The sequence below is a fragment of the Paenibacillus tritici genome, assembly GCF_013204885.1.
GTDB classification, from domain to species: domain Bacteria; phylum Bacillota; class Bacilli; order Paenibacillales; family Paenibacillaceae; genus Paenibacillus_AQ; species Paenibacillus_AQ tritici.
Genome location: NZ_JABMKX010000010.1, coordinates 129,170 through 150,803, shown reverse-complemented (window position 1 = coordinate 150,803; position 21,634 = coordinate 129,170). Strand labels below are relative to the sequence as shown.

Here is a 21,634-nt window from a genome sequence, read left to right as displayed (position 1 = left end):
TAGTCTACAAGGGGATGTGGGAGTATGGAATTTGGTACATTTACAATCGGGGAGAATGTGGATTCGAAATTCTGGCTGATGTTATCGCCACTCATAGTTCTTCAGCTTGTGTTGTGGATCGTCGCGTTCGTAGATATGAGCAGACGAACCCGGTTTCGCTTCGGAAATAAGTGGATATGGTCACTGATTATACTCCTTGGCAATTTTCTTGGACCTGTAGCTTACTTTCTATTCAAAGGAGAAGAAGAGTGAGTTATATTCTGGAAACCGGGCAGTTATGCAAAAAATTCGGAGCCTTCACGGCTGTAAATAATATCACTGTAAAGGTCCCCGCACTATCGGTTTATGGCATATTGGGAGCCAACGGAGCAGGGAAAACAACTACCTTGAAAATGCTCTGCGGGCTGTCGCGTCCGACTTCGGGGAGTATCCGGATTGATGGAGAAGAATTGCAATTCGGTAAGACTCACGATTCCCGGCTTGGTTTCGTACCGGATGTCCCGCAATATTATAAATGGATGAAGCCCAGAGAGCTCATGCTGTTTGTAGGGAATCTGCATCATAAGCAGGGGCCTTCGTTAACCAGCCGAATTGATGAGCTGCTCCATAAGGTTGGACTTGAAGGGTGCAACCAAAAGATAGGAAGCCTCTCGCGGGGAATGAAACAGCGGCTTGGCATTGCTCAAGCTTTGATCTCTGAGCCTACGATTCTTGTACTTGACGAACCGACCTCCGCGCTCGATCCGATCGGCAGAAGTGAAGTAATGGATCTTATCCGGTCCCTTGCGGGTGAACTGACCGTATTATTGTCCTCACATAATCTTCATGATGTTGAAGAAATCTGCGACCGGATTCTGATGATGGATCAGGGGAGGGTGATTGCAGATGATTCGCTGCTTAGCATTAAGAGCCAATTCGCCTTAAATACACTTGAGCTTCAGACTGAGGACATGTATCTTCTACAGTCCGCAGCTTCCTTGTTAAGCGGGCATTCAGAGGTGCTGGAAGTAGAGATTCTGGAAGACAAGCAATCATTAAGCATAAGTGTAGTTAATTTAAGGGCAGCACAAATCTATATTCCCAGTATGATGTCGAGTGCCGGGATTCCCCTTTCCTTGTTTAAAGTGACGGAACCAACCCTTGAACAATTTTTTCTGAAAATGGTGACGGCCCGATGAATGTTAAGGTGCTTTTTAGAAAAGATCTGAAAGAGCTGATCGTGAGCAAAAAAATGCTGATCTTATTGGGTGTATTCGTATTTTTTGCCCTGTCAGGGCCGCTTTCAGCGAAGTTCGAACCGGAATTAATGAAGGCTTACTCCAGTAAATTAGGTCCCGGCAGCATCATTAATGTCCCCGCTCCTGTATACACCGATGCCTACAAGGATACTTTTAATAATCTGAAGCAGGCGGGAATTATAGTAGTGATTCTCTTGGTTTGCAGTACAATTGTTGATGAGAAAAGAAACGGGACAGCCGCCTTTCTGTTGACCAAGGGACTCTCCAGGTCTTCTTTTTTATTAAGCAAAATTGCTTCAAGAGTACTGATCTTCACTCTTGCTTGCGGTGCAGCCAGCTTCGTATGTATCTTGTATACCTTTATCATTTTTGGTGAGTTTTCCATTCCGAATCTGTATTTGGCTTTTCTGTTGTACTGGATTTATGGGGTTTTTATAATCTGTGTTTCCATATTGGTCAGCGTGCTTGCCCGAACGTTTACGCAAGCCTTTTTTGCCGGATTCGTGGCCTATTTCGTTATAAGCCTTTTGAATATGGTACCTTATCTTAACCGCTACTTGCCCGGAAGGCTGAACACCATTATGTCCGATATCCTCTCGGAGAAAACCCTGCCCGATCACTGGACTATTCCTCTGGGCATTACACTGCTACTCTCCATATTGTCGGTCTTGCTTAGCCAACGGATATTCAAGGAACAAGAATTATGAGGTTAATCCTAAAGTTGACGGGCCCTTTCCTTAATCATAGGACGGGGTCTTTTATTTGTTATTGGGGATTAAACTTCATAAATTCGATACTATTTATAGCTAAACATATACAAACATAACTAAATATATAGAATAATGAAAATTCATATGATAGAATATCACCTAAATATACATGGATGTATTTAGGGAGGTATGGGCTTGCTGAAGAAGTGGATTGTGGGATTGCTGGTGCTTATCCTGGTAGCGGGAGTGTCTGCCGGTTCGTTAGGGGATGCAGAGGCGGCAGTTAAGAAGACGGAGATTATGGTCTCCGCAGCGGCGAGTCTGCAGGACAGTCTCGACAAGATCGCGGTTCAATATGAGCAGCAGCATCCTGAGATTAAGCTGGTGTTCAATTACGGCGCCTCCGGTACGTTGCAGAAACAGATCGAACAGGGCGCACCGGCAGATGTATTCTTCTCGGCAGGCGATAAGCAGATGAAGGCGCTGGTGGACAAGGGCTTGATCGGGCAGCACAAGATGCTGCTGAAGAACCAGCTGGTCGTAGTCGTTCCTTCGGACTCGAACACGAAGCTTACAACCCTTACAGACCTTACCGGGCAACCCTTCCGAAAGATTGCCCTAGGGCAGCCGGAATCGGTACCAGCCGGACAATACGCCCAGCAGTCCTTAACAGCGAAGAAGGTATGGGATACGCTGCAAGGCAAGCTGGTCTTCGCCAAGGATGTCCGCCAGGTACTGTCCTATGTGGAAACAGGGAATGCAGATGCCGGCTTCGTCTACAAGACGGACGCGTTAACCTCGAAGAAAGTGAAGATTGCCCTGACCGTAGGGGAACATGTACATAAGACGATTCATTATCCGGCCGGAGTTGTGAAGGATTCCCGGCATCAGGCGGAAGCCACAGCCTTCTATCGGTATGTACAGACTTCTGCTGCAAGTTCGGTCTTTAGCAGCTACGGTTTTCAATTGGCCCAATAAGTAATTCTGAGTAGATGGGGTGGAAGAAATGGAGATCAATTGGACTGATTTTTTCGCCCCGGTCTGGCTGTCGCTTAAGATTTCGGTATTAACCAGTCTCATCGTATTCCTGCTCGCAGTGCTAGCTGCCCGTAAGATGGCTGGACGCAGGTTCTTCGGACACAACCTGGTCGAGACGGTCCTGCTGCTTCCGCTGGTTCTCCCGCCGACAGTAGTCGGCTTCGTACTGCTGGTGATCCTCGGGCGGCGGAGCTGGATCGGCAGGCTGTATGAACAATTCACGGAGCAGACGATTCTGTTCACCTGGGGGGCGGCGGTCATTGCCGCAGTCGTGGTGGCTTTTCCGCTCGTATACCGCACAGTCAAAGCAGGCTTCGAGGGTGTGGAGAAGGACCTGGAGGATGCGGCGCGTGCGCAGGGTGCCAGCGAGCTGCAGGTGCTGCGTTATGTTACCCTCCCGCTGGCGGGCCGCTCACTGGCTGCCGGTTATGTGCTTGGATTTGCCCGCGGGCTGGGTGAGTTCGGGGCAACGATTATGGTGGCCGGGAATATTCCGGGACGCACACAGACGGTGCCCACTGCAATCTATGTAGCGGTGGACGGAGGCAACATGACCCTGGCCTGGATGTGGGTAGGCTCGATAATCGTCATTTCCGCGCTTATGCTGATGTTCGTGAACCGCCGTTCCTGATAGGCTACAAGCAAGGCCCCTGTCTTCACCTGGATTTCGGGTGAGGATAGGGGCCTTTTCGTTAAGAGACAGTGAAAGATGCCGGGAACAGCAATAGCAAGGTTTTTGGATGCGCCTGCAGTATCCGGTAGTAACAGGTGATTGACGGTAATAGATGGATTTCCTCCACTTGCTTAGGAACAAAATAACCCTTTGGAGGACATAGTTGGAAAAAAGGCACTTACTAGGCTACGTATGGATCGGATTCGAGGATATGCATGAAATTAAATAGCATTTATCCAACTAATCCCCTCAAATACTGCCAAACATCCAAATTAAGATACATTTTTCCAACTATATAAGAGGAAGCCAGTAACAGGCACCTCATAACAGTAACCTCATAACAGGAAACTCATAAGAGGCGCCTCATATCAGTAACCTCATAAATGGGGTCCTCATAAGACGCTAGTCAGCTAGCGGACGCCCCACTTTGCTTAGCAAGGATTTCGTCCGGAGTAGACGCTTCCGCCACCACCGGAGGTTGTTACATCACCGTACCCTGCCGGCGGTAATCGGATGGGGAGACCCCGGCCTCTTTTTTGAAGATGCGGTTGAAGGAGCGGTAGTTCTCGAATCCGATGGATTCGGAGATTTCGAAGGTTTTCTGATCGGTGGTGAGCAGCAGCAGCTTGGCCTGTTCAATCCGCAGGCGGGTCAGATATTGGATGAAGCTCTCCCCGACGGCTTTCTTGAACATGGAGCTGAAATAAGGCACGCTGTAATTGATCGAAGCCGCCAGCTCCTCCAGCTTGTAGGGATAGCTGAGGTCTTCGCGCATCTGCTGAATGATTCTTGTGATGGAGGCGTCAATCTTCCGGCCGCCCTCCTGGAGCTGCTGGAGCTTGCGGAAATAATCGCAGGTCATCTCGTGCACGGAGTTGAAGGTCTGACACCGCTCTATTTTTTTGCGCAGGTCGGCTTCAAGCTCCGCACCGCCATCGGCTCCGATTACGTTATGGCTCATATCCAGGAAGACTCTCAGATACAGCGATTTGACCTGCTCCGGGTCCCAGGATTGCTCCATGGCCTGACGGTACAGGGACAGGCGCTCCTGCTCCAGTGCCGCCGTATTGAGATGCGGCTCCAGCAGCGCTTTCTTCAGCACCTTGCTCCAGAACCGGCTGAGCGGCTCGGGAATCCGCTGGAAGCTGGAGAGCTGCTCCCACTCTCCAATGCCGATGCTCTCATCACAGCGGTAAAAGAACGGGTAGGGTGCAGAAGCCAGCCGCTTCAGCGCCTCCGGCCATTCCCCCAGACCCTGTTCGAAGCTGCACAGCAGAGCGATGCATCTCATTTTGAGATTCGCGGCAAAAGACTCCAGCACCTGCTCCAACAGGCTCGGGCGCCCTGTCCTCAAGGTATCGGTATATAAGGCGAGGAACCGCCCTTTGTCGAGGGCGATGACTTTATGCGGACCTATGCTGCCAAGCAGCTCCTTCAGCACGTTCACGCCGGCAAATTGCCACAGCTTCAGCTCCTCCAGCTGGTCTAACGGGAAGCGCAGGGAGTTGCGGTCCAGCTCCAGCAGCAGGGTCTTGAAGCCTTGGCCGTGAAGCGGAAGCTGGGATTCCTCCAGGCTGCGCAGCCACTTGGCTTCGGCCGCCGGACTGCGCAGCATGTCCAGGAACAGGCTTTGCTCGATCTCCACTTCACTCAGCCGCACCTGCTGCTCCAGCTGCAGGTAATTATCCCTTGTCTCATCGCGTGAATCCGCCAGGACCGCCAGCTCTTCCATCGTCCGGGTTAACAGGCCCGGATCAGAGAGGCAGTCATCCTTAATCAGATAGGAGGCTGCCTTCAGATGAATGGCCTGCTGGGCATAGTGGAAGTCCTGATGACAGGTCAGGATAATAATCTGCGGCGCACGCACCCCGCTTCGCTCAATCTCGCGCAGCATCTCCAGCCCGTTCATTCCCGGCATCGTAATATCGGTGACGACAAGCTCCGGCTTATGCTTCAGGAACAGCTCCAGCCCGTCCCGGCCATCTTCAGCTTCGCCGACAAGGGTGAACAGATCTGCACGTTCTTCAATGAAATGGCGGAATACCGTTCTTGCCGGAATCTCGTCTTCTACCAGGACAACTCTATAGTGATTCATGATGTTCCTCCCTAATAAGAACGGTCTCGGACGGCAGCAGCATACGGATGATCAAGCCTTCGCCCGGCGTACTGGAGAGCAGAATCTGGGTACCTGATCCGAATAGCAGCTTCATCCGCATCCATACATTCTGCAGCCCGATATTCTCCGTGGACTCTTCCTGCTGGAGATGGAGCTGCAGCTTCTTCAGTTCAGCCTCTTCAAGACCTGTACCATCATCCTTGACCTCAAGGATAATATGGCTCCCGCCCGGACTGCTGAACACGCGCACAGTGATATGTCCTTCCGTTGCCTTGCGCGGGAGAATGCCGTGGAACACGGAGTTCTCAATCAGCGGCTGAAGACTCAGCTTAGGAATCTGCATCCCTCTCAGCGGCTCCTCAATTTCAGCCTCCAGATGGATCTGGCACTTGTAGCGCATATTGAGCAGTCCGACATAATCCGCCAGATAATCAAGCTCCTGCTGCAGCTGCACCGTCTGCTCGAAGTTCTCCATCGAATACCGCAGCAAGGCCACCAGCCGTCCCATCAGCGAGTTAATCTTCTCATAATCCTTCATCATGGCGAACATGCGGATCGTATTTAAGGTATTGTACATGAAATGGGGGTTGATCTGCGATTGCAGCGCCCGGATCTCCAGCTTGCGCTTCAGGTCCTCGGAATCATGCAGGTCGGCCAGCAGATCCTGAATGCGGACGGCCATTGTATTGAGCATCCGCCCCAGATCGCCGATCTCATTGTTAGCGAAATGCGTGACCCGGGCATCAAAATGCCCTTTCTTCAGTGCATCGACCTGCCGCTTTACAGCCTGTAGAGGCCGGTAGAGCTGATACCCGAAGCCGACCACGCACAGCGCCCCGAGCAAGGCCAGAAGCACCAGGAAATAAGTGACGGTCCGGCGAATAATCTCGGCGCTGGCTGTAAGCTCCTTGGACGGAATCTCCGAGAGCACGATCCACTTGTCGTAGGTGGAGGTCTGTTTCACTGAGACAATGGAGGAGCCAGCTGCGAACTGGTCCGGGCGGTTCAGCTCCTTCCAGCGCTTCAGAATCTCCTGCACCCGCTGCGTATCCTCCTGTTTCTCCAGCTTACTGGTGGTGGCAATGCTCAGGCCGTCTTCGGTCAGCAGCGAAATAGAGCCCTTGCTCCCAAGCTGAATATTCTCGATCTGCTGCTGGTATTGGCTGTTGCTCATGGAGATCAGCAGCACTCCCTTAAGGTCCTTATATAAATCGAAGGGAACCCGTGAGATATAATAGGTGGAGGAATTCAGGATGGCAAGCTCCGGCAGCGAGTGTTTGTCCAGGAACAGATTCGGCCGTCCCGAAGCGAGATACGCTTCAATCAGCGGACGGTACGGGGACGCTTCCAGGGTGGCCGGGGCTTCCGTGGAGGAGAGGACTTCTCCTGTAACGGCCGAATAGACCTGCAGGCCTTCCACATTCCCGATAATGGCTGAGGCGCTGCTGAGCACCGAGATCAGATCCTTTTTGCGGACAACCTCTTCAAAATACTGGGCCGAAGGCGACACCAGTGCCCCTTGAATGGACGAGATCCGTGAGTATTGCTCACTTAATTCCCTCAACCGGGTCATCGTTAATTCGATACGGTCCACGACCTGATTGACAAGCTGGGCATTCAGGCGGTTCACCTGCTGCTCTACAGTTGTACTGGATACGCTTACAGAGATAAAGGACAAGACAATCAGCGGGATCACAGAGATGGCGAACATGACCACAATCATCTTAATATAGAAGCTCCGCCGCAAAAAGCTGAAGAAGGGTGAATTCATAAGGGCCACATCCGTTACTGGGTTTTGGAATACGGATACCGGGCAGGCTATCCTATACAGATTATAGTACATTGTAGAAACGGGAGAAACATCGAACCCGGCAAATCTTAAAAATGGTGACACTTTGGCTGGAATCCGGCATGTTCTTAAGTCCTGACGTCTTCTATAATCCAAAGTGTAAGCACGATGTAAACGCAATCAATACAAGCAAATGGGGGATGACAATGAGTTTCAAAAGAAAGCTTGTACCGCTTGTAGCCACAGCGGCGTTGATGGTAACTACCCTGGCGGGCTGCTCCGGCGATAAAAATTCAGCGGCAGGCAGCACAGCGGCACCGGAGGGTGGAAGCCAGAACGGTACAGCCGCCAAGCCGGCCAGCATCAAGGCGATGACCATTCTCTTCGGCAATCCGCCGGAGATGACGAACAACAAAGCCCTGGAGGACCTGGAGAAGCGCGGCAACGTAGATCTGAACGTAACCTTCGTGCCCTCTGAGGCCTACACCGATAAGCTCTCCGTGGCGGTATCCGCCGGAGATTCCTATGACCTGCTGCTGATGGACGGAGGGAAGGACGACAAGTTCAACAACCTGGTGAAGATGGGTGCCTTCCATGACCTGACCCCATATCTGGAGAAGACCAAGAATATCAGCCAGATTGATGAGGTGGTCTGGAACGGTGCCAAGATTGAAGGCAAAATATACGGCGTTCCCCGGCCGCGCGGCCTCTACGGCGGAGGCGAAGCCAATATCCTGATCCGTAAGGACTGGCTGGACAAATATAATCTGCCCGTACCGAAGACGATGGATGAGCTGACGAATGCACTTGCGGTGTTCAAGGAGAAAGATCCGGCAGGCGGCGGCAAAACCATTCCGTTCACGATCTACGGTTCAGACGGTGTGAGCAGCCCCGGTCCCTTCTCGGGCGTACTCCCGATCCAATATGCCTTCGGCATTCCTAATGTGTGGAAGCTGGACGGAGAGAAGGTTGTCCGTGATTTCCAGACTCCTGAATACAAGGCATTCCTGGAGTGGCTGAGAGATTCCTGGAGCAAAGGCCTGATTGACAAGGATGCGCCGGTACTGAAGAACCAGGGTCAGGCACGGAGCAAATTCCTGGCAGGCACAGCGGGGGCTTTTGTCGGGAATGTCAGTGATATCGTAGAGACTAATGTCGAGAAGCTGAAGCAGACAGACCCGAAGGCTGAAATCGCGATTGTGGATGTGCTTGAAGGCGCGAACGGACAGAAGGGCGTTTCTATCCTCTCCGGATACTACGGACTGTGGGCGATTCCAAGCTCTGTGCCGGAAGACAAGGTGCAGCAGATTGTCGATTTCCTTGATTTCTCCGCTTCCGAGGAGAATGTAGCGTTCTCCAAAGCCGGAGTCACTGGCATTCATTCCAGTGAGTTCAAGGATGGAATGGCTGTTCAGACTGAGGAGCAGAAGAAGCAGTATGAGCTGGATAAGCCGAATAACTTCATTCTGGAGAACCGGTCAGATCCATATGTGTACGCCAACTCCAAGGAACCGGACATCCTGGCGCTCCAAAAGGCTACACTCGATACGATCAGCAAGATCGGGGTGGAGAATCCGTTCCTCAGCTACAATTCACAGTATGCCAGCAAGAATCCGGACAGCTATAAGAAGATGAGTGCGGTCATGACGAAATATGTGCTGGGTGAAGGAGCTTGGGAGGATGTGCAGAAGGAGATTGATGCCTGGACTACCGGTGCAGGGGTGCAGATTACCAAGGAACTGCTGGATCAGTACAAGGCAGAGCATCAATAAATAACAGCTTACACAGAAAAATAACATATAAACAAAGGCAAAGAGGGGGGCTTCCCCCTTTCTCTTGAAATATAAGGATGTAAGGGTTCGCTTTCCCCATCATCCTTATGTTTCTCGCTGAATTTGCCCATGGATAAGGAGGTTTAGCCTGTGCAGAGAGCTTTACGACCGAAACGGTTTCATCAGCTATGGCCCTTTTATTTACTGGCAGCACCGGGTATTCTCTATTTTCTCGTATTTCATTACATCCCGATGTCGGGACTCATTCTGGCTTTCAAGGAATACAGCCCGTTCAAAGGCATTATGGACAGCCCGTGGGTGGGGCTGGATAATTTCAGACAGTTTTTCGGAACCTCCGATTTCTATATGTTGCTCAAAAATACGCTGCTGATCAGCCTGCTGAATCTGATCATTTATTTTCCCTTCACGATTCTTCTGTCGCTGCTCCTGAATGAGGTACGGCTTAAGGTATTCAAGCGTGTGTCGCAGACCATCGTGTATCTGCCCCATTTCCTCTCCTGGGTCGTTATCTACGGGATCACGATTTCCTTCTTCGGACCTTCGGGCGTGATTAACCATTATCTCGAGCAGTGGTTCGGCAGCAGTGCCAACTTCCTGGTCAGCAATGAGTGGTTCCGGCCGCTGGTAATCTTCCAGTCCATCTGGAAGGATGCAGGCTGGGGGACGATTATATTCCTGGCGGCACTGGCGGGGATTAATCCCGAGCAGTATGAGGCAGCCAAGGTGGATGGAGCAAGCCGGCTGCAGAGCATCTGGCATATTACCCTCCCTGGCATCAAGGGCACGATTGTCATTCTGCTGCTGCTCCGTCTGGGTTCCTCCATGGACTCCAACTTCATGCAGATCTTCCTGATGACCAACAGCCTCAACCTGGATGTCTCCAATGTGTTCGATCTGTTCGTCTACCATATCGGTCTGGAGCAATTCAATTACAGCTTCGCGATTACCGTGGGCATGTTCAAATCCGTTGCCAGTCTGATCCTTGTCCTGGGGGCCAATTATGCGGCAAGGCTGCTTGGCGAGGAAGGCATATTCTAGAACGAGAACAGGAGTGGAGAGGTTATGAAGCTTAAGGCAACCTGGTTTGACACCATTATTGTAGTTATTATTTGCTTAATCAGCCTGCTGGTTATTCTGCCTTTTCTATATATTATCGCGGTTTCCTTCAGTCCGCCGGGGGATTCCATGGCCGGGAATTTCTTCATCTGGCCCAAGCACTGGACGCTGGATGCTTACAGCTATCTGCTGAATGCCAATACGTTCCTGACCTCGGTCAAGAACTCCGTGATTATCACGGCTATGGGGACGCTGCTCAGCCTGTTTGTCTCCATTACACTGGCTTATGCCCTGTCGAAGAAGTTCCTGCCCGGCCGCCGCATTATGCTGCTGGTTATTTTCTTCACGATGATCTTTCACGGGGGGATGATTCCGAGCTATCTGGTGGTCAAGAATCTGGGTCTGATTGATTCCTACTGGGCGGTGGTGCTACCGGCAGCCTCCAGTGCTTTTAATATTATGGTTATCCGCTCCTTCTTCCAGAGTCTGCCTGAAAGCCTGGATGAAGCGGCAAGAATTGACGGGGCGGGGGAGTTCAGGATTCTGTATTCCATCGTGCTTCCGCTGTCCAAGCCGATTATTGCCACCTTTACGTTATTCTTCATGGTGCAGTTCTGGAATGAGTTCTTCTCTGCGGTGATCTACCTGAATGATACGTCACGCTGGCCGATTCAGCCGCTCCTGCGGCAGATGGTGGCGATTAGCGCCTCCAATATTTCGGCAGAAGCGGCAGTGGATGCGCAGCTTGCCGCCAACCTTGGGCCGAATGTCCAGAATGCGGCTATATTGCTGGCGATGCTGCCGATTGTGATTGTGTATCCGTTCCTGCAGAAGTATTTTGCCAAGGGTGCTATGCTCGGTTCGATTAAGGAATAGACGCGGAGCCGCTCCGCTAAACGAAGCAAGGGTGAGGGTTCAAATGAAGATTGGATATAAAGAGTTACGCCATAATCCGAAGTATACGAAGCCGCAGATGTCCGACGAAGCCTTCTTGCGCACGATGCTGGATCTGGATCAGCCGGAGCTTGCCGGTGTGGCTGCCCAGTTGAATCAAGGCGATATTCCCGGTGCACGGGATGCCTATTTAGAAGTTATTGCAGCGGGTAACAACGGGAGATATTACTTTGAGGTGAAGGATGTTCCCAAGCTGCGCGTGTATGCCGCAAGCCGTTACAGCGGGGAGGAGGAGGCGCAGCAGGATATCGCCGAGGCGGACCGGATTGTGGAAGGCGATATTCCGCTGTTCAAAGGGAAAAGAGTGGTCTTCCGCAATGGAGCCTATGACTGGAACAGCTGGCTCTTCGACAGCTCGCAGTATCAGCTTCATCTGACCCGGTTCGTGTATGTGAAGCGCCTGGCGAGAGCCTATGCGCTGACCGGTGATGAGAAATACGCCAAATGCTTCAATGATATGATCAGCCACTTCATTGATGATAACCCCATGCCGGTAGAGGATACGTTCCGGGCGGAGCATTCCACCTGGGACCCCCTCTCAGTGGGTGTTCGGCTGTTCATGCTGCCGGAAGCCTTCATTACCTTCTTCGGCTCTCCGGCCTTTGAGCCTGCGGTGAAGCTGAAGCTGATTAAGTCCTTCCATCAGCATGGGGAGTATGTGCGCAAATATCATGCGAGCGGCGGTAATCATGTCTGCATGCAGCTCCGGGGGCTGATTCAGACCGCGCTGCTCCTGCCGGAGCTGAAGGATTCCGCAGAATGGCTGGATTATGGGGGGCGTGAGCTGCCGGGATATATCCGCCAGAACGTCTACCCGGATGGAGTGCAGTTTGAAGGAAGCCCCAATTATCACCTGATCGTGATGCGTGATCTGTACGAGCTGGTGACATTGTTCCATAAGCTTGGCCTGGATGCCGGAGAATACCGGGAGCTGCTGGAGAAAATGTTCGTCGTTACGATGCATCTCCTGGCACCCGACGGTCAGCTGGTCAAATTCGGCGATACCGATGTGCAGGTGGTCAGCGAGCTGCACAATATTATGAGTCTGGGCGCTTACCTGTATCAGCGGGGAGATTTCAAAGCGCTGGGGTATGAGCGGCTGCCGTTCTCTCTGCTGTGGAGAGTCGGGCCGGATGCCGCAGCGCAGTATGATCAGCTGCAGGCCGCCATGCCAGCCGAGACGGCAGCCTGCTTCCCGGTCGGCGGTTATGTGACTTCCCGGCAGGGCTGGAACCACAGTGATATGTACATGGCTATGCGCGCAGGCGTAGGCATCGGCGGACATGCGCATTCCGATGCGCTAAGTCTGGTGCTGTATGCCGGCGGGCGCGAACTGCTGGCCGACTCGGGCATGGGATTATTCGAATGGAACAAGGAACGTAAATATACAGTCTCTACCAGGGCCCATAACACTGTGGTTGTGGACGGCCAGGATCAGCATGTGCGCAGCTTTCACTGGAATACACCGCCAACCGCGAGCTGCAGAATCTGGGATACCCAGTTTAAGGAAGCCTACGATTATACCTTTGCGAGCCAATACGGGTATACCCGTTACGAAGATCCGGTGATCCATTCCCGCAAGGTGCTGTTCATCAAGAACAGCTATTGGCTGATCGTGGACCTGTTTGAAGCCAAGGGGCAGCACCGCTATGAGCAGTATTTCCATCTGCCGCCGGGGATAGCGGGCTACGATTCTATCAGCAGGGAAGTCTCTACCCGGCTGGAGGAAGCCAATCTGCTGCTGAAGCATCTGCCAGCCGGGCTGGCGGACGACCAGCTGACGCTTGAGCCGGGCCTGATCTTCAAGCAGGGCCAGTATGACGAGAGTCCGGTGGTGAAGCGTTCGTTAACGGTGACAGGGAGTGCCGCCATCGTTACACTTGCCGTTCCATTCGGAGCAGAGAAGCCGCAGGTGAGCGCAGAACGCCTGCCTGTGCGGCAGAACGGGGAGCTGCTCTCGGTACAGGAGGCAACGGCTCTGCGTATTGTCATGGAAGACCGGGTGGATGAGATCTGCCTGTTCCATAAGAGTGTAGATGTAACCAGCTACCTCGACCATACCGGCAATATCATCTCCGAAGGGCTGCTGCCCCGCAAGACGGAGCCGGAGGCCGTTGAATTTGCCGGAGGCCTCTTTAACCGGGATGTCATTGTTATTAGGGATTCCAAATCATAAAGCAGCTGAAATGAGCAACGCCCATCCTGAACCAGGGATGGGCGTTACTTCAGGAATTCAATATATCCCACCGCTCCTCAGCGGATAGCTTGGGGCAGGTGCTGCAATACTCTTCTGCATCAGGTGTAGTCTTGATCCGGTAGGCCAGGCAGCAATGCTTGCGCAGATAGAAGGGACGGCCTTGCAGCTTCGGATGCTCCACCTTGCGGAACCGCATGGATAATTCATCAGGCTTCTCCGGCTGAAGCAGCGTATTATAGTCCTGGCTGATAATTAAGCCCCGCTCCCCGGAGTCCCAGAGTCCCCTGTCCGTGCGCAGTCTTCCATACAGGTCATGCAGATTATGCGAGACCAACGACCACATGACTCGTTCCTTGGCTCCTGTATAACTGGATACTGCTGCGAACACCTGCCGCAAATGCTCCAGCAGGTGCTCCAGATATCCGGCAAGGCACGCCTGACGGGCTTCCGCTGCGTGAACAGGAACTGTGCCCGAGGCTGCCAATTCCGCTTCATAATGCATGATCCCTCTGTCAGCCGGCCGGAACCGCAAAGCGCCGGGCAGCAGAGACAGTGAAGTGTCGAACAGGCTGATCGAGGCGGCCAGCCCCATAATTAATACGGAATATCGCTTGGCGAACAAAGTTCCTACCACAAGTCCTGCCGGCTCACCAAGCTGAACCGATTGCTGACGGAGGATTAGCGGGAGTTTCGCTTCGTCCAATAGATCTTCGGTGCTGTAAGGATAAGCAACACTCCGGTTCTCCCTGACAGTAACGGCAAAGTGCTGCTGCAAAAATACTTTTATCCACTCGTTGTCAACAGGTTGACCGCCACTCATTGCTCTATCCAGGCCATGATTTCATCTATAATCTCACCCCGGCCAATAACCCCCCAGCCCTTGAAGAGCCAAAAGGAATCAGTCTCATGGACCCTTCCCTCCTGTACGGCGGGGATGTTCTTCCAGAGCGCGCTCTTCTGCATATTGCCCAAAAAATCCCGGGCATTCGGGTCCGTCTCGAGGACGATAATGTCTGCCCCAAGCTCCGGCGTTTTCTCCAGAGATAAATCCGCTCTTTGCTCTTCCGGCGTAAGTGCTGCAGGCTCAAATCCGAGATCCTGGTAGAGCAAAGCATTGGTCGGATGACCTTTTTGGGCATACACTTGGAGGGTCTTTTCGCGTACACGGAGGTAGGCGAGTTTTTTGTTGTCCAGCACTTTGATTTTCTCGCTGGCCTGGACCGTTTTCTGTTCCAGTTCAGCAATTTTTTCCTTCGCCAGGTCCGTCTTGTCATACATCTCCGCAATGGTTAGCAGATCCTTGGTCCAAAAGGAAGTATCGTCGCCATAATCAAGCCATTCATTTCCAAGAACGATGGTAGGAGCGATTTTGTTCAGTTGCTCATACTTATTCTCGGCCGTCCGGCTCTCAATAAGAATCACATCCGGATCAAGCAAGGTAATGGCCTCAAGGTTGGGATTATCCGCCGAACCTACGGTTTGTACCCCCTGCAGCTTGTCAGCCAGATAGGGAAGATACTCTCCTCCGTACCGGACCTCGGTGTTCACACCGGAGGGCTTCTCTCCGATAGTCAACAGATGATCTATGTACTCTGCCGAGAGAACAACGATCTTTTCGATTTTGGACGGAATCACGGCTTCTCCCTTAAGATGGGTAATTGTGCGTGTGCCCGGTTCCGCAGCCGCCTGATCCTTGGTTTGGGAAGCGGAGGGACTCTGCTCTCCGGAAGCCGGTTGTCCCGCTCCATTGCTGCAAGCGGCCAGTATCAGCAGCAGAACGGCAAGGAGCAGGATCTGGATGGATTTCTTTCTATTCATGGGTTTCTATTCTCCTTTGTGCGATAGATAATAATAATCATTATCATTATGATAGGAGAACGATGCATACTTTACAATGGATTATAACCCTCTGTTGGCATGGATAATTCTATCGTTCAGCGTACCTATCCGGGATGCAACATAAGACATGGCCCACATCCGGCCTGTGGGTCCAAGGGTTTTGAACAGCAGATCTCCTGCATCGAACACCCGGCGCTGCCTCACTGCATCCAGTGAAGACCATTCTTGGGATGACAGCAGCGTCTCCAGCCGTTGTCTCGATTCCAGGGTAGGGTCCGCAGCCAAAAAGATGTACCCCGGGTTATACCGCGGAAGCTCATCAATCTCAAAATCCACCGCCTCGGTCTGTTCAGGGAATGAGAGGGAAGGGCGTAGTCCAAGATCTCTGTATAGTAGGGTTCCTGTCTGATTGGAGGCACCGTACAGGCGGTAGAATTCAGAGCTGACTCTGATAAAAGAAACCGTTGGCAGCCTGTCCCGTTTTTCAAGCCCCGATCTAATGAGGTATTTCTGCTCGGTGTAGCTGTTCATCCAATCGTCAGCCTGTTGCTCTCTGCCGAGAATACGGGACAGCCGGGACAGCTGCTGCTCAACATTATCGGTATGCTTAAGGACAACCGTGGGTGCGATGGACTCCAACATCTCTCCTGGTAAGAAGCGGTCGCTCCCAATGATCAGATCAGGCTTCAGCCGTACAAGCTCCTCATAATTCAGCCGGGAACCGTTCAGGCGGACAATATCCTGCTGCAGCACACCCGGATGGGGAAGGGCATAATTTCTGGACACCCGCTCCAGGTAAGACAGCGCAGCCACCGGCGTCAGTCCAAGTGTCATCAGGTAATCATCCAGTCCATAATATAGAACAGCGATACGGAGATGACTGTTTTTCAGATAGCTGGCCGGTGCTACCCCTTCGGATTTCTTGAACACCCGGCTGAAATAATGCTCGTCCTTGTAGCCTACTTCCTTGGCGATCTGCTTGACCCGTTCGGAAGAGAACAAGAGCTGCTTGGCTTTTTTAATCCGTTCCTCCAGCAAATAGGTCATGGGTGTCTTGTCAGTAAGCTGTTTGAAAGCTCTGATGAAATGATTGGTGCTTAGCCCGGCCATTAGAGCCAGCTGCCCGACTCTAAGCTCCTGGTTGTAGTTGTTCTTCATGTGGGCCAGCACCATATCCATCCCTACGGCCTTGTCCTGCGCAGTGCGCTCACTTGGTTGAAGAAGCATGAAGAGCAGCCGCTGCAGCCGGTACTTAGCGCGTATGATATCCTCCGGTTCACGGGTTCGGCTGCGTACTGTCATTTGATTCATGATCTCAGCAGCCCGCGGCTGGCCGGATGCTTCAAGCTTCCCGCTAACGGGGAATGCCGGAGGATGAAGCTCCTGATGTCTGCGGTCCTTCCGAAGCTGCATACAGGAGAAGAAAATGATCATGTAACGTACAGGCTCTGTAGTCAGAGCTTTGCCTTCCACTGCCGTCCCGGGCAACAATAAAAAGAAGTCCCCTTTATTCGCCGTGAGCAGCACTCCATTAAGGGTCAGTTGCCCTTTACCCTCGGTCACATAACACAATGCATAGTGGGTAAGGAACCTTCGGGGCAATGCCTTCCCTTCTGCATGACTGCAGAAATAGCTGTGCACACTTGAGAAAAATAAGCGCTCCAGCCTAAGCGTTGATTGCGGAATATCGGATATCACAGGTTCCTCTCCTTTCTGCTCACCTTCATAGTATACGATAATTCTGACAATGCCGGTTATAGAGGGAATCATTTGGTTATTGCAACCGTTATCATGTTATAATTTTAGATATAATTTGAATGAATTAAAGGAGGGACTCATGCGGAACTCTCTGGAACAGTTCGAACAGGTCGTGGATACACAGGCGTTGCAGGTCATTCAGGATGACCTGGCAGCGGTGACGGATATGGCTGTGCTTACGGTAGACGCGGCAGGCAAGCCGGTCACCAGGCACAGCAAATGTACGGATTTCTGCCGGGCGATGAGATCGGCTACCCGCTCCTCGCGGTTATGCGAGAGCTGTGATTACCGGGGAGGCCATGCCGCGCAGAGCATGCAGCGTCCCTATGTCTACAAATGCCACATGGGTATCGTCGATATGGCTGTACCGCTGGTAGCCGGGAGCCGATACCTCGGCTCAATTATGCTGGGCCAGATCTCAATTCCTGGACAAGAGGCAGCCAGAGAGCTGGATCTGCTGGGTGCAGGCGGCGGTACCGGCCAGCGGGAATATGACACCATGCTGGAGGAATATTACCGCAGCCTTCCGGTGATGTCGTATGAGCGGATTGAATCCGTAGCCCAGCTCGTCACCCATATGAGCCACTATATTACCGGGCGGATAGGCGCCAAGAACCGGACCTATGGATTTGGCAGTACTGCGGCTGCTGGGGCTGCTACAGATGCTACGGATGTGAAGCCAGAACAAGCAGTGCAGGAGCAGAAGGTTCCCCGGCAGCAGGTACAGGAAGCAGGCCCACCGGCTGGCAGGAAGCAGGCTCCGGGCACGGTAGGCGGCAGCATCAGGCTGAAGCCGGCGCTGGAGTATATTCATGAGCATTTCCGGGAGCGGCTGACGCTGGCCGGGATGGCGAAGTTATGCTGGATCAGCGCGGATTATTTCAGCAGACTGTTCCGGCAGGAGACGGGCAGTACTTTTTCTTCCTATATAAGTAGCCTTAGGCTGGAGGAAGCGAAGCGTTGTCTGGTGGACGGAGAGGATTCGGTGGTGAGCATCGCTTATGCCCTGGGCTTCGAGGACTGCGGGTACTTCATCCGCACCTTCAAGAAATCCACCGGGGAGACTCCGGCAGCCTACCGGCTGAAGAGACGGGGAGAAGCTTAGTAGAGCGTCAGATTTAAACTAGTGGCTGGAGCTCTATAATGCCCGAAAGAGTACAGGAGTGGAGGTTCCCCCTTCAAGTGGCATTCCCAGATGAAGATGGGAGCTGCTCATTCGGGCGTTTGGCAAGGCGTAACGGACTGAGACGCGCTTATTTCGAAGGAGAGTCACAACTTGGGCAAGTTGCGGACACCATGCGACTAGAATAGACCTTATTCTTGGAATTTCTATGCTTAAACCTCTCGTAGAGAGACGATAAGGTCCACTCCGTCCGTTAACCCGCAAAACGTGTTATTTTCTTGGGAATAGGGTCTCTCAGGTCCGTTAGGAGCAAACTCGGCCGGAGGGCCAAACATTCTCTGGAGTCACGGCCATCCCAGAACGGAAAACTTACAAGTACAATCTATATAGATGGTAATATATAGTCCATAATAACGGAAAAGTTCTATACGGGATCGTGCAATGTAGAATAACAGCAAATCGCTTATACTGAATAGGAAGCGTTTACAAATCCTGCTTAAGGAGTGCTGTGACATGAGAACTATTCTGACCTCTCCCTCTAAATATGTTCAGGGCAAGGATGAACTGTATAACATTGGGGACTATGTAACGATCTATGGACGGAAGGCGCTGCTGGTCGCGCATAAGGATGACCAGGCCAGAGTGCAGGAGTACCTGGACAAGGCAGTGGCCACCGGCGGATTTGAATTTGTAACCGGCGGCTTCGGCGGGGAGTGCACACTGAAGGAGATTGACCGGCTGGAGCAGTTCGCAGCGGAGCATGGCTGTGACGTTATTGTCGGCCTCGGCGGCGGCAAAGCGCTGGATACAGCCAAAGCCATCGCCAACCGGGCGAGAATTGCGATAATTGTCGTGCCGACAATTGCAGCGACCGATGCGCCGTGCAGCGGTTCCTCCGTAATCTATTCCGAGCACGGCGAGTTCGAATCCTACCTGTACGCCCGGCAGAATCCGAATGTCGTGCTGGTGGATACCGGAATTATCGCCAAAGCGCCGACGCGGTTTCTGGTAGCCGGGATGGGGGATGCGCTGTCTACTTTTTTTGAAGCGAGATCCTGTGTCCGCGGGTTTACCTATAACAATTCCGGGGCGGTAAGCACCAAGGCGGCAATGGAGCTGGCCCGGCTCTGCTACGAGACCCTGCTGGAGGACGGACTGAAGGCCAAGGCGGCCAATGACAGCAAGGTGGTCACCCAGGCACTGGAGAACATTATCGAGACGAATATCCTGCTCAGCGGGCTTGGCTTCGAGAGCGGCGGGCTTGCGGCGGCACATGCGGTGCATAACGGGCTGACCCTTCTGGAGGAGACCCATCATTATTATCACGGTGAAAAGGTGGCGTTCGGCACACTGGTTCACATGGTGCTGGAGAATGCGCCGCAGGCGGAACTGGATACCGTGCTTGGCTTCTGCAAGTCGCTCGGGTTGCCTACCTGCCTGAAGGATCTCGGCGTTACGGATATTAGTGAAGCCCGGCTGATGCCGGTGGCCGAAAGAGCCTGTGCCGAAGGGGAGTCCATTCATAATATGCCGTTCCCGGTCACACCGTATGGTGTGTATGCCGCCATTCTGGCAGCGGACCGGCTGGGCGGAAGCGGAGGCGATATTTAGGTGAAGAAGATCATCAATGCTCCTGAAGATGTTGTAGTGCAAATGATCGAAGGCATGGTGCTGGCCCACCCGGAGCTGCTGGAGTGGAACAGGAAGTACAAGATTATTACCCGCAAGGAGCTGAACCCGGATAAGGTCACCCTGATCAGCGGCGGCGGCAGCGGCCATGAACCGGCGCATGGCGGGTATGTGGGCAAGGGGATGCTTGACGCGGCGGTATGCGGTGATGTGTTTGCTTCGCCTTCGACGGTGCAGGTCTATCAGGCCATCACGAAGACAGCCTCCTCCCAAGGCACCCTGCTGATTATCAAGAACTATTCCGGGGACTGCATGAACTTCGATGCGGCGGCGGAGATGGCGGTTGAGGATGATGATCTCCTCGTGGAGAAGGTATACGTTAATGATGATGTATCGGTGGCCGATGATCAATCTACAGCAGGCAGAAGAGGGGTAGCCGGAACAGTATTTGTGCATAAAATTGCCGGAGCCGCTGCCGAGCGGGGAGATACATTGCCGGAGGTGAAGGCCATCGCGGAGAAAACGGTACGGAATGTCCGCTCGATCGGCTTCGCGCTAACCTCCTGTACCGTACCGGCCAAAGGCTCGCCGACATTCCTGCTTGGCGACGATGAGATAGAGTTCGGGGTTGGGATTCATGGCGAGCCTGGCATTGCCCGGGAGAAGCTGGTTCCGGCCGACGAGCTGGCCGCGAAGGCATTACAGGCGCTCCTCGCCGATATGCCGGTTAACCCGGAGGAAGAGGTTGCGCTGATGATTAACGGCTTCGGGGCAACGCCCCTGCAGGAGCTGTATATCTTGAACCGGTCCGTCAGCCTGCTGCTTGCGGAAGCTAAGATCAAGGTGTACCGGACCTTTGTCGGCAATTATATGAGTGCCATTGATATGGCGGGAGCATCGCTCACCCTGCTGAAGCTGGATGAAGAGCTGAAGCAGGCGCTGGATTACGGTGCGGAGACAGCAGCATACAGATGTTAGGAGGCGGATGGAATGGAGAAGCTGCATACAGCGGATATCGTAGGGATGGTAGAGGAGATGGCGAAGCTTATCATAGATAAGGAAGTCGAGTTCTGCGAACTGGACTCCTTCGCCGGAGACGGGGACTTCGGCATGTCGCTGGCCAAAGGCTTCCGGCAGCTCAAGCTGGAATGGGCCGAGCTGCCGCAGGAAGACATCGGCGAATTCCTCAAGGGCTGTGCAATGGTCATTATCGAACACTGCGGAGGAGCTTCGGGTCCGATCTGGGGCTCGGCCTTCCGCAGTGCGGCGAAATATGCCAAGGGCAAGACCGAATTAAGCGGACTTGAGCTGGCGGAGCTGCTGGAGAACGCGGTAGAGGGCATCCAGAAGCGGGGCGGGGCCAAGCTTGGCGACAAGACGCTGCTTGATGCGCTGATTCCTGCGGCTGCAGCCCAGCGGAAGAGTGCGGAGAATGGCGAGGCCCTGTTGGTCAGCATGCGCAAGGGGGCAGAAGCAGCGGTACAGGGTGCCGAACAGACCAAAGACATCGTTGCCTCCAAAGGCAGGGCAAGCTATGTGGGCGAGCGGAGCCTCAGCCACCCGGATGCCGGCGCTACAGCGATAGGCATTCTATTCACCGGGATCGTAGACCGGATGGAGCAGCAGTAGGGCCGGAAGGCCGCCAGGCTAACCGGCAGGGAAGCAGGCGGCTGCGGTCCGTTAGACCAGAGGGGCAGCCCTGCAAATAGCTGTAGGCACAG

General features: G+C 53.1%; 16 protein-coding genes and 1 pseudogene. 12 read left to right on the top strand and 5 right to left on the bottom strand.

Translation table 11 applies throughout. The features are described from left to right. Positions 1-24: 24 nt before the first annotated feature. The 5 genes from HQN87_RS32405 (at position 25) to modB (ending at position 3,617) form a co-directional block, all read left to right on the top strand. A complete protein-coding gene (locus HQN87_RS32405) occupies positions 25-252 on the top strand; it encodes a PLD nuclease N-terminal domain-containing protein (RefSeq protein WP_173136611.1) in 228 nt (75 codons plus the stop codon). Next, entirely contained in the window at positions 249-1,178 is a 930-nt protein-coding gene (locus HQN87_RS18975) for an ABC transporter ATP-binding protein (RefSeq protein ID WP_173136609.1), read from the top strand. Before HQN87_RS32405 ends, HQN87_RS18975 begins: the two co-directional genes overlap by 4 nt. After that, positions 1,175-1,945: an ABC transporter permease gene (locus tag HQN87_RS18970; RefSeq protein ID WP_173136607.1), complete on the top strand. Its 771-nt coding sequence runs from the start codon at positions 1,175-1,177 to the stop codon at positions 1,943-1,945. The genes HQN87_RS18975 and HQN87_RS18970 overlap by 4 nt, the downstream gene beginning before the upstream one ends. Positions 1,946-2,146: 201 nt before the next feature. Further along, positions 2,147-2,926 carry a molybdate ABC transporter substrate-binding protein gene (gene modA / locus HQN87_RS18965; RefSeq protein WP_436836478.1) on the top strand — a complete coding sequence of 260 codons (780 nt, stop codon included), beginning with the start codon at positions 2,147-2,149 and terminating at the stop codon, positions 2,924-2,926. 28 nt (positions 2,927-2,954) lie between these two features. Next, the gene (gene modB / locus HQN87_RS18960; RefSeq protein WP_173136603.1) at positions 2,955-3,617 is read left to right on the top strand and encodes a molybdate ABC transporter permease subunit; all 663 of its coding nucleotides are present in this window, start codon (positions 2,955-2,957) and stop codon (positions 3,615-3,617) included. 523 nt (positions 3,618-4,140) lie between these two features. Here the strand turns inward: modB and HQN87_RS18955 are convergent. Continuing rightward, complete coding sequence (locus HQN87_RS18955; RefSeq protein ID WP_173136602.1) at positions 4,141-5,754, bottom strand: helix-turn-helix domain-containing protein; 1,614 nt, start codon at positions 5,752-5,754, stop codon at positions 4,141-4,143. Next, positions 5,741-7,546, bottom strand: a complete 1,806-nt coding sequence (locus tag HQN87_RS18950) for a sensor histidine kinase (RefSeq protein WP_173136601.1) — start codon at positions 7,544-7,546, stop codon at positions 5,741-5,743. The genes HQN87_RS18955 and HQN87_RS18950 overlap by 14 nt, the downstream gene beginning before the upstream one ends. A 224-nt stretch (positions 7,547-7,770) precedes the next feature. Here HQN87_RS18950 and HQN87_RS18945 point away from each other — a divergent pair, with 224 nt between their 5' ends. The 4 genes from HQN87_RS18945 (at position 7,771) to HQN87_RS18930 (ending at position 13,543) form a co-directional block, all read left to right on the top strand. Further along, positions 7,771-9,336: an extracellular solute-binding protein gene (locus HQN87_RS18945; RefSeq protein WP_173136600.1), complete on the top strand. Its 1,566-nt coding sequence runs from the start codon at positions 7,771-7,773 to the stop codon at positions 9,334-9,336. Between the two features lie 150 nt (positions 9,337-9,486). Beyond that, the gene (locus HQN87_RS18940; RefSeq protein WP_173136599.1) at positions 9,487-10,395 is read left to right on the top strand and encodes an ABC transporter permease; all 909 of its coding nucleotides are present in this window, start codon (positions 9,487-9,489) and stop codon (positions 10,393-10,395) included. 24 nt (positions 10,396-10,419) lie between these two features. Then, positions 10,420-11,289 (top strand): carbohydrate ABC transporter permease, encoded by an 870-nt coding sequence (locus tag HQN87_RS18935; protein ID WP_173136598.1) that lies wholly within the window; start codon positions 10,420-10,422, stop codon positions 11,287-11,289. Positions 11,290-11,332: 43 nt separating this feature from the next. Continuing rightward, positions 11,333-13,543, top strand: a complete 2,211-nt coding sequence (locus tag HQN87_RS18930; RefSeq protein WP_173136597.1) for an alginate lyase family protein — start codon at positions 11,333-11,335, stop codon at positions 13,541-13,543. Between the two features lie 49 nt (positions 13,544-13,592). Here HQN87_RS18930 and HQN87_RS18925 read toward each other — a convergent pair whose 3' ends face one another. The 3 genes from HQN87_RS18925 to HQN87_RS18915 form a co-directional block, all read right to left on the bottom strand. Next, complete coding sequence (locus tag HQN87_RS18925; RefSeq protein ID WP_216857364.1) at positions 13,593-14,384, bottom strand: hypothetical protein; 792 nt, start codon at positions 14,382-14,384, stop codon at positions 13,593-13,595. Next, positions 14,381-15,382 (bottom strand): ABC transporter substrate-binding protein, encoded by a 1,002-nt coding sequence (locus tag HQN87_RS18920; RefSeq protein WP_173136595.1) that lies wholly within the window; start codon positions 15,380-15,382, stop codon positions 14,381-14,383. Before HQN87_RS18920 ends, HQN87_RS18925 begins: the two co-directional genes overlap by 4 nt. 81 nt (positions 15,383-15,463) lie before the next feature. Next, the gene (locus HQN87_RS18915; RefSeq protein WP_216857363.1) at positions 15,464-17,101 is read right to left on the bottom strand and encodes an ABC transporter substrate-binding protein; all 1,638 of its coding nucleotides are present in this window, start codon (positions 17,099-17,101) and stop codon (positions 15,464-15,466) included. 139 nt (positions 17,102-17,240) lie between these two features. Between HQN87_RS18915 and HQN87_RS18910 the strand changes: the two genes are divergently transcribed. The 3 genes and pseudogenes from HQN87_RS18910 (at position 17,241) to dhaK (ending at position 21,542) form a co-directional block, all read left to right on the top strand. After that, complete coding sequence (locus HQN87_RS18910) at positions 17,241-18,266, top strand: PocR ligand-binding domain-containing protein (RefSeq protein ID WP_173136591.1); 1,026 nt, start codon at positions 17,241-17,243, stop codon at positions 18,264-18,266. Positions 18,267-18,797: 531 nt separating this feature from the next. Next, positions 18,798-19,895: a glycerol dehydrogenase gene (locus HQN87_RS18905; protein ID WP_173136589.1), complete on the top strand. Its 1,098-nt coding sequence runs from the start codon at positions 18,798-18,800 to the stop codon at positions 19,893-19,895. Beyond that, positions 19,896-21,542 (top strand): annotated as a pseudogene (gene dhaK / locus HQN87_RS18900) (dihydroxyacetone kinase subunit DhaK). It abuts the gene before it with no gap. Positions 21,543-21,634 lie beyond the last annotated feature (92 nt).

Coding starts and splice junctions, on each gene's coding strand:
- HQN87_RS18930 (WP_173136597.1), top strand. CDS start 11,333: ATGAAGATTGGATATAAAGAGTTACGCCATAATCCGAAGTATACGAAG.
- HQN87_RS18935 (WP_173136598.1), top strand. CDS start 10,420: ATGAAGCTTAAGGCAACCTGGTTTGACACCATTATTGTAGTTATTATT.
- HQN87_RS18925 (WP_216857364.1), bottom strand. CDS start 14,384: ATGAGTGGCGGTCAACCTGTTGACAACGAGTGGATAAAAGTATTTTTG.
- HQN87_RS32405 (WP_173136611.1), top strand. CDS start 25: ATGGAATTTGGTACATTTACAATCGGGGAGAATGTGGATTCGAAATTC.
- HQN87_RS18905 (WP_173136589.1), top strand. CDS start 18,798: ATGAGAACTATTCTGACCTCTCCCTCTAAATATGTTCAGGGCAAGGAT.
- HQN87_RS18920 (WP_173136595.1), bottom strand. CDS start 15,382: ATGAATAGAAAGAAATCCATCCAGATCCTGCTCCTTGCCGTTCTGCTG.
- HQN87_RS18970 (WP_173136607.1), top strand. CDS start 1,175: ATGAATGTTAAGGTGCTTTTTAGAAAAGATCTGAAAGAGCTGATCGTG.
- HQN87_RS18910 (WP_173136591.1), top strand. CDS start 17,241: ATGCGGAACTCTCTGGAACAGTTCGAACAGGTCGTGGATACACAGGCG.
- HQN87_RS18950 (WP_173136601.1), bottom strand. CDS start 7,546: ATGAATTCACCCTTCTTCAGCTTTTTGCGGCGGAGCTTCTATATTAAG.
- HQN87_RS18945 (WP_173136600.1), top strand. CDS start 7,771: ATGAGTTTCAAAAGAAAGCTTGTACCGCTTGTAGCCACAGCGGCGTTG.
- HQN87_RS18955 (WP_173136602.1), bottom strand. CDS start 5,754: ATGAATCACTATAGAGTTGTCCTGGTAGAAGACGAGATTCCGGCAAGA.
- modB (WP_173136603.1), top strand. CDS start 2,955: ATGGAGATCAATTGGACTGATTTTTTCGCCCCGGTCTGGCTGTCGCTT.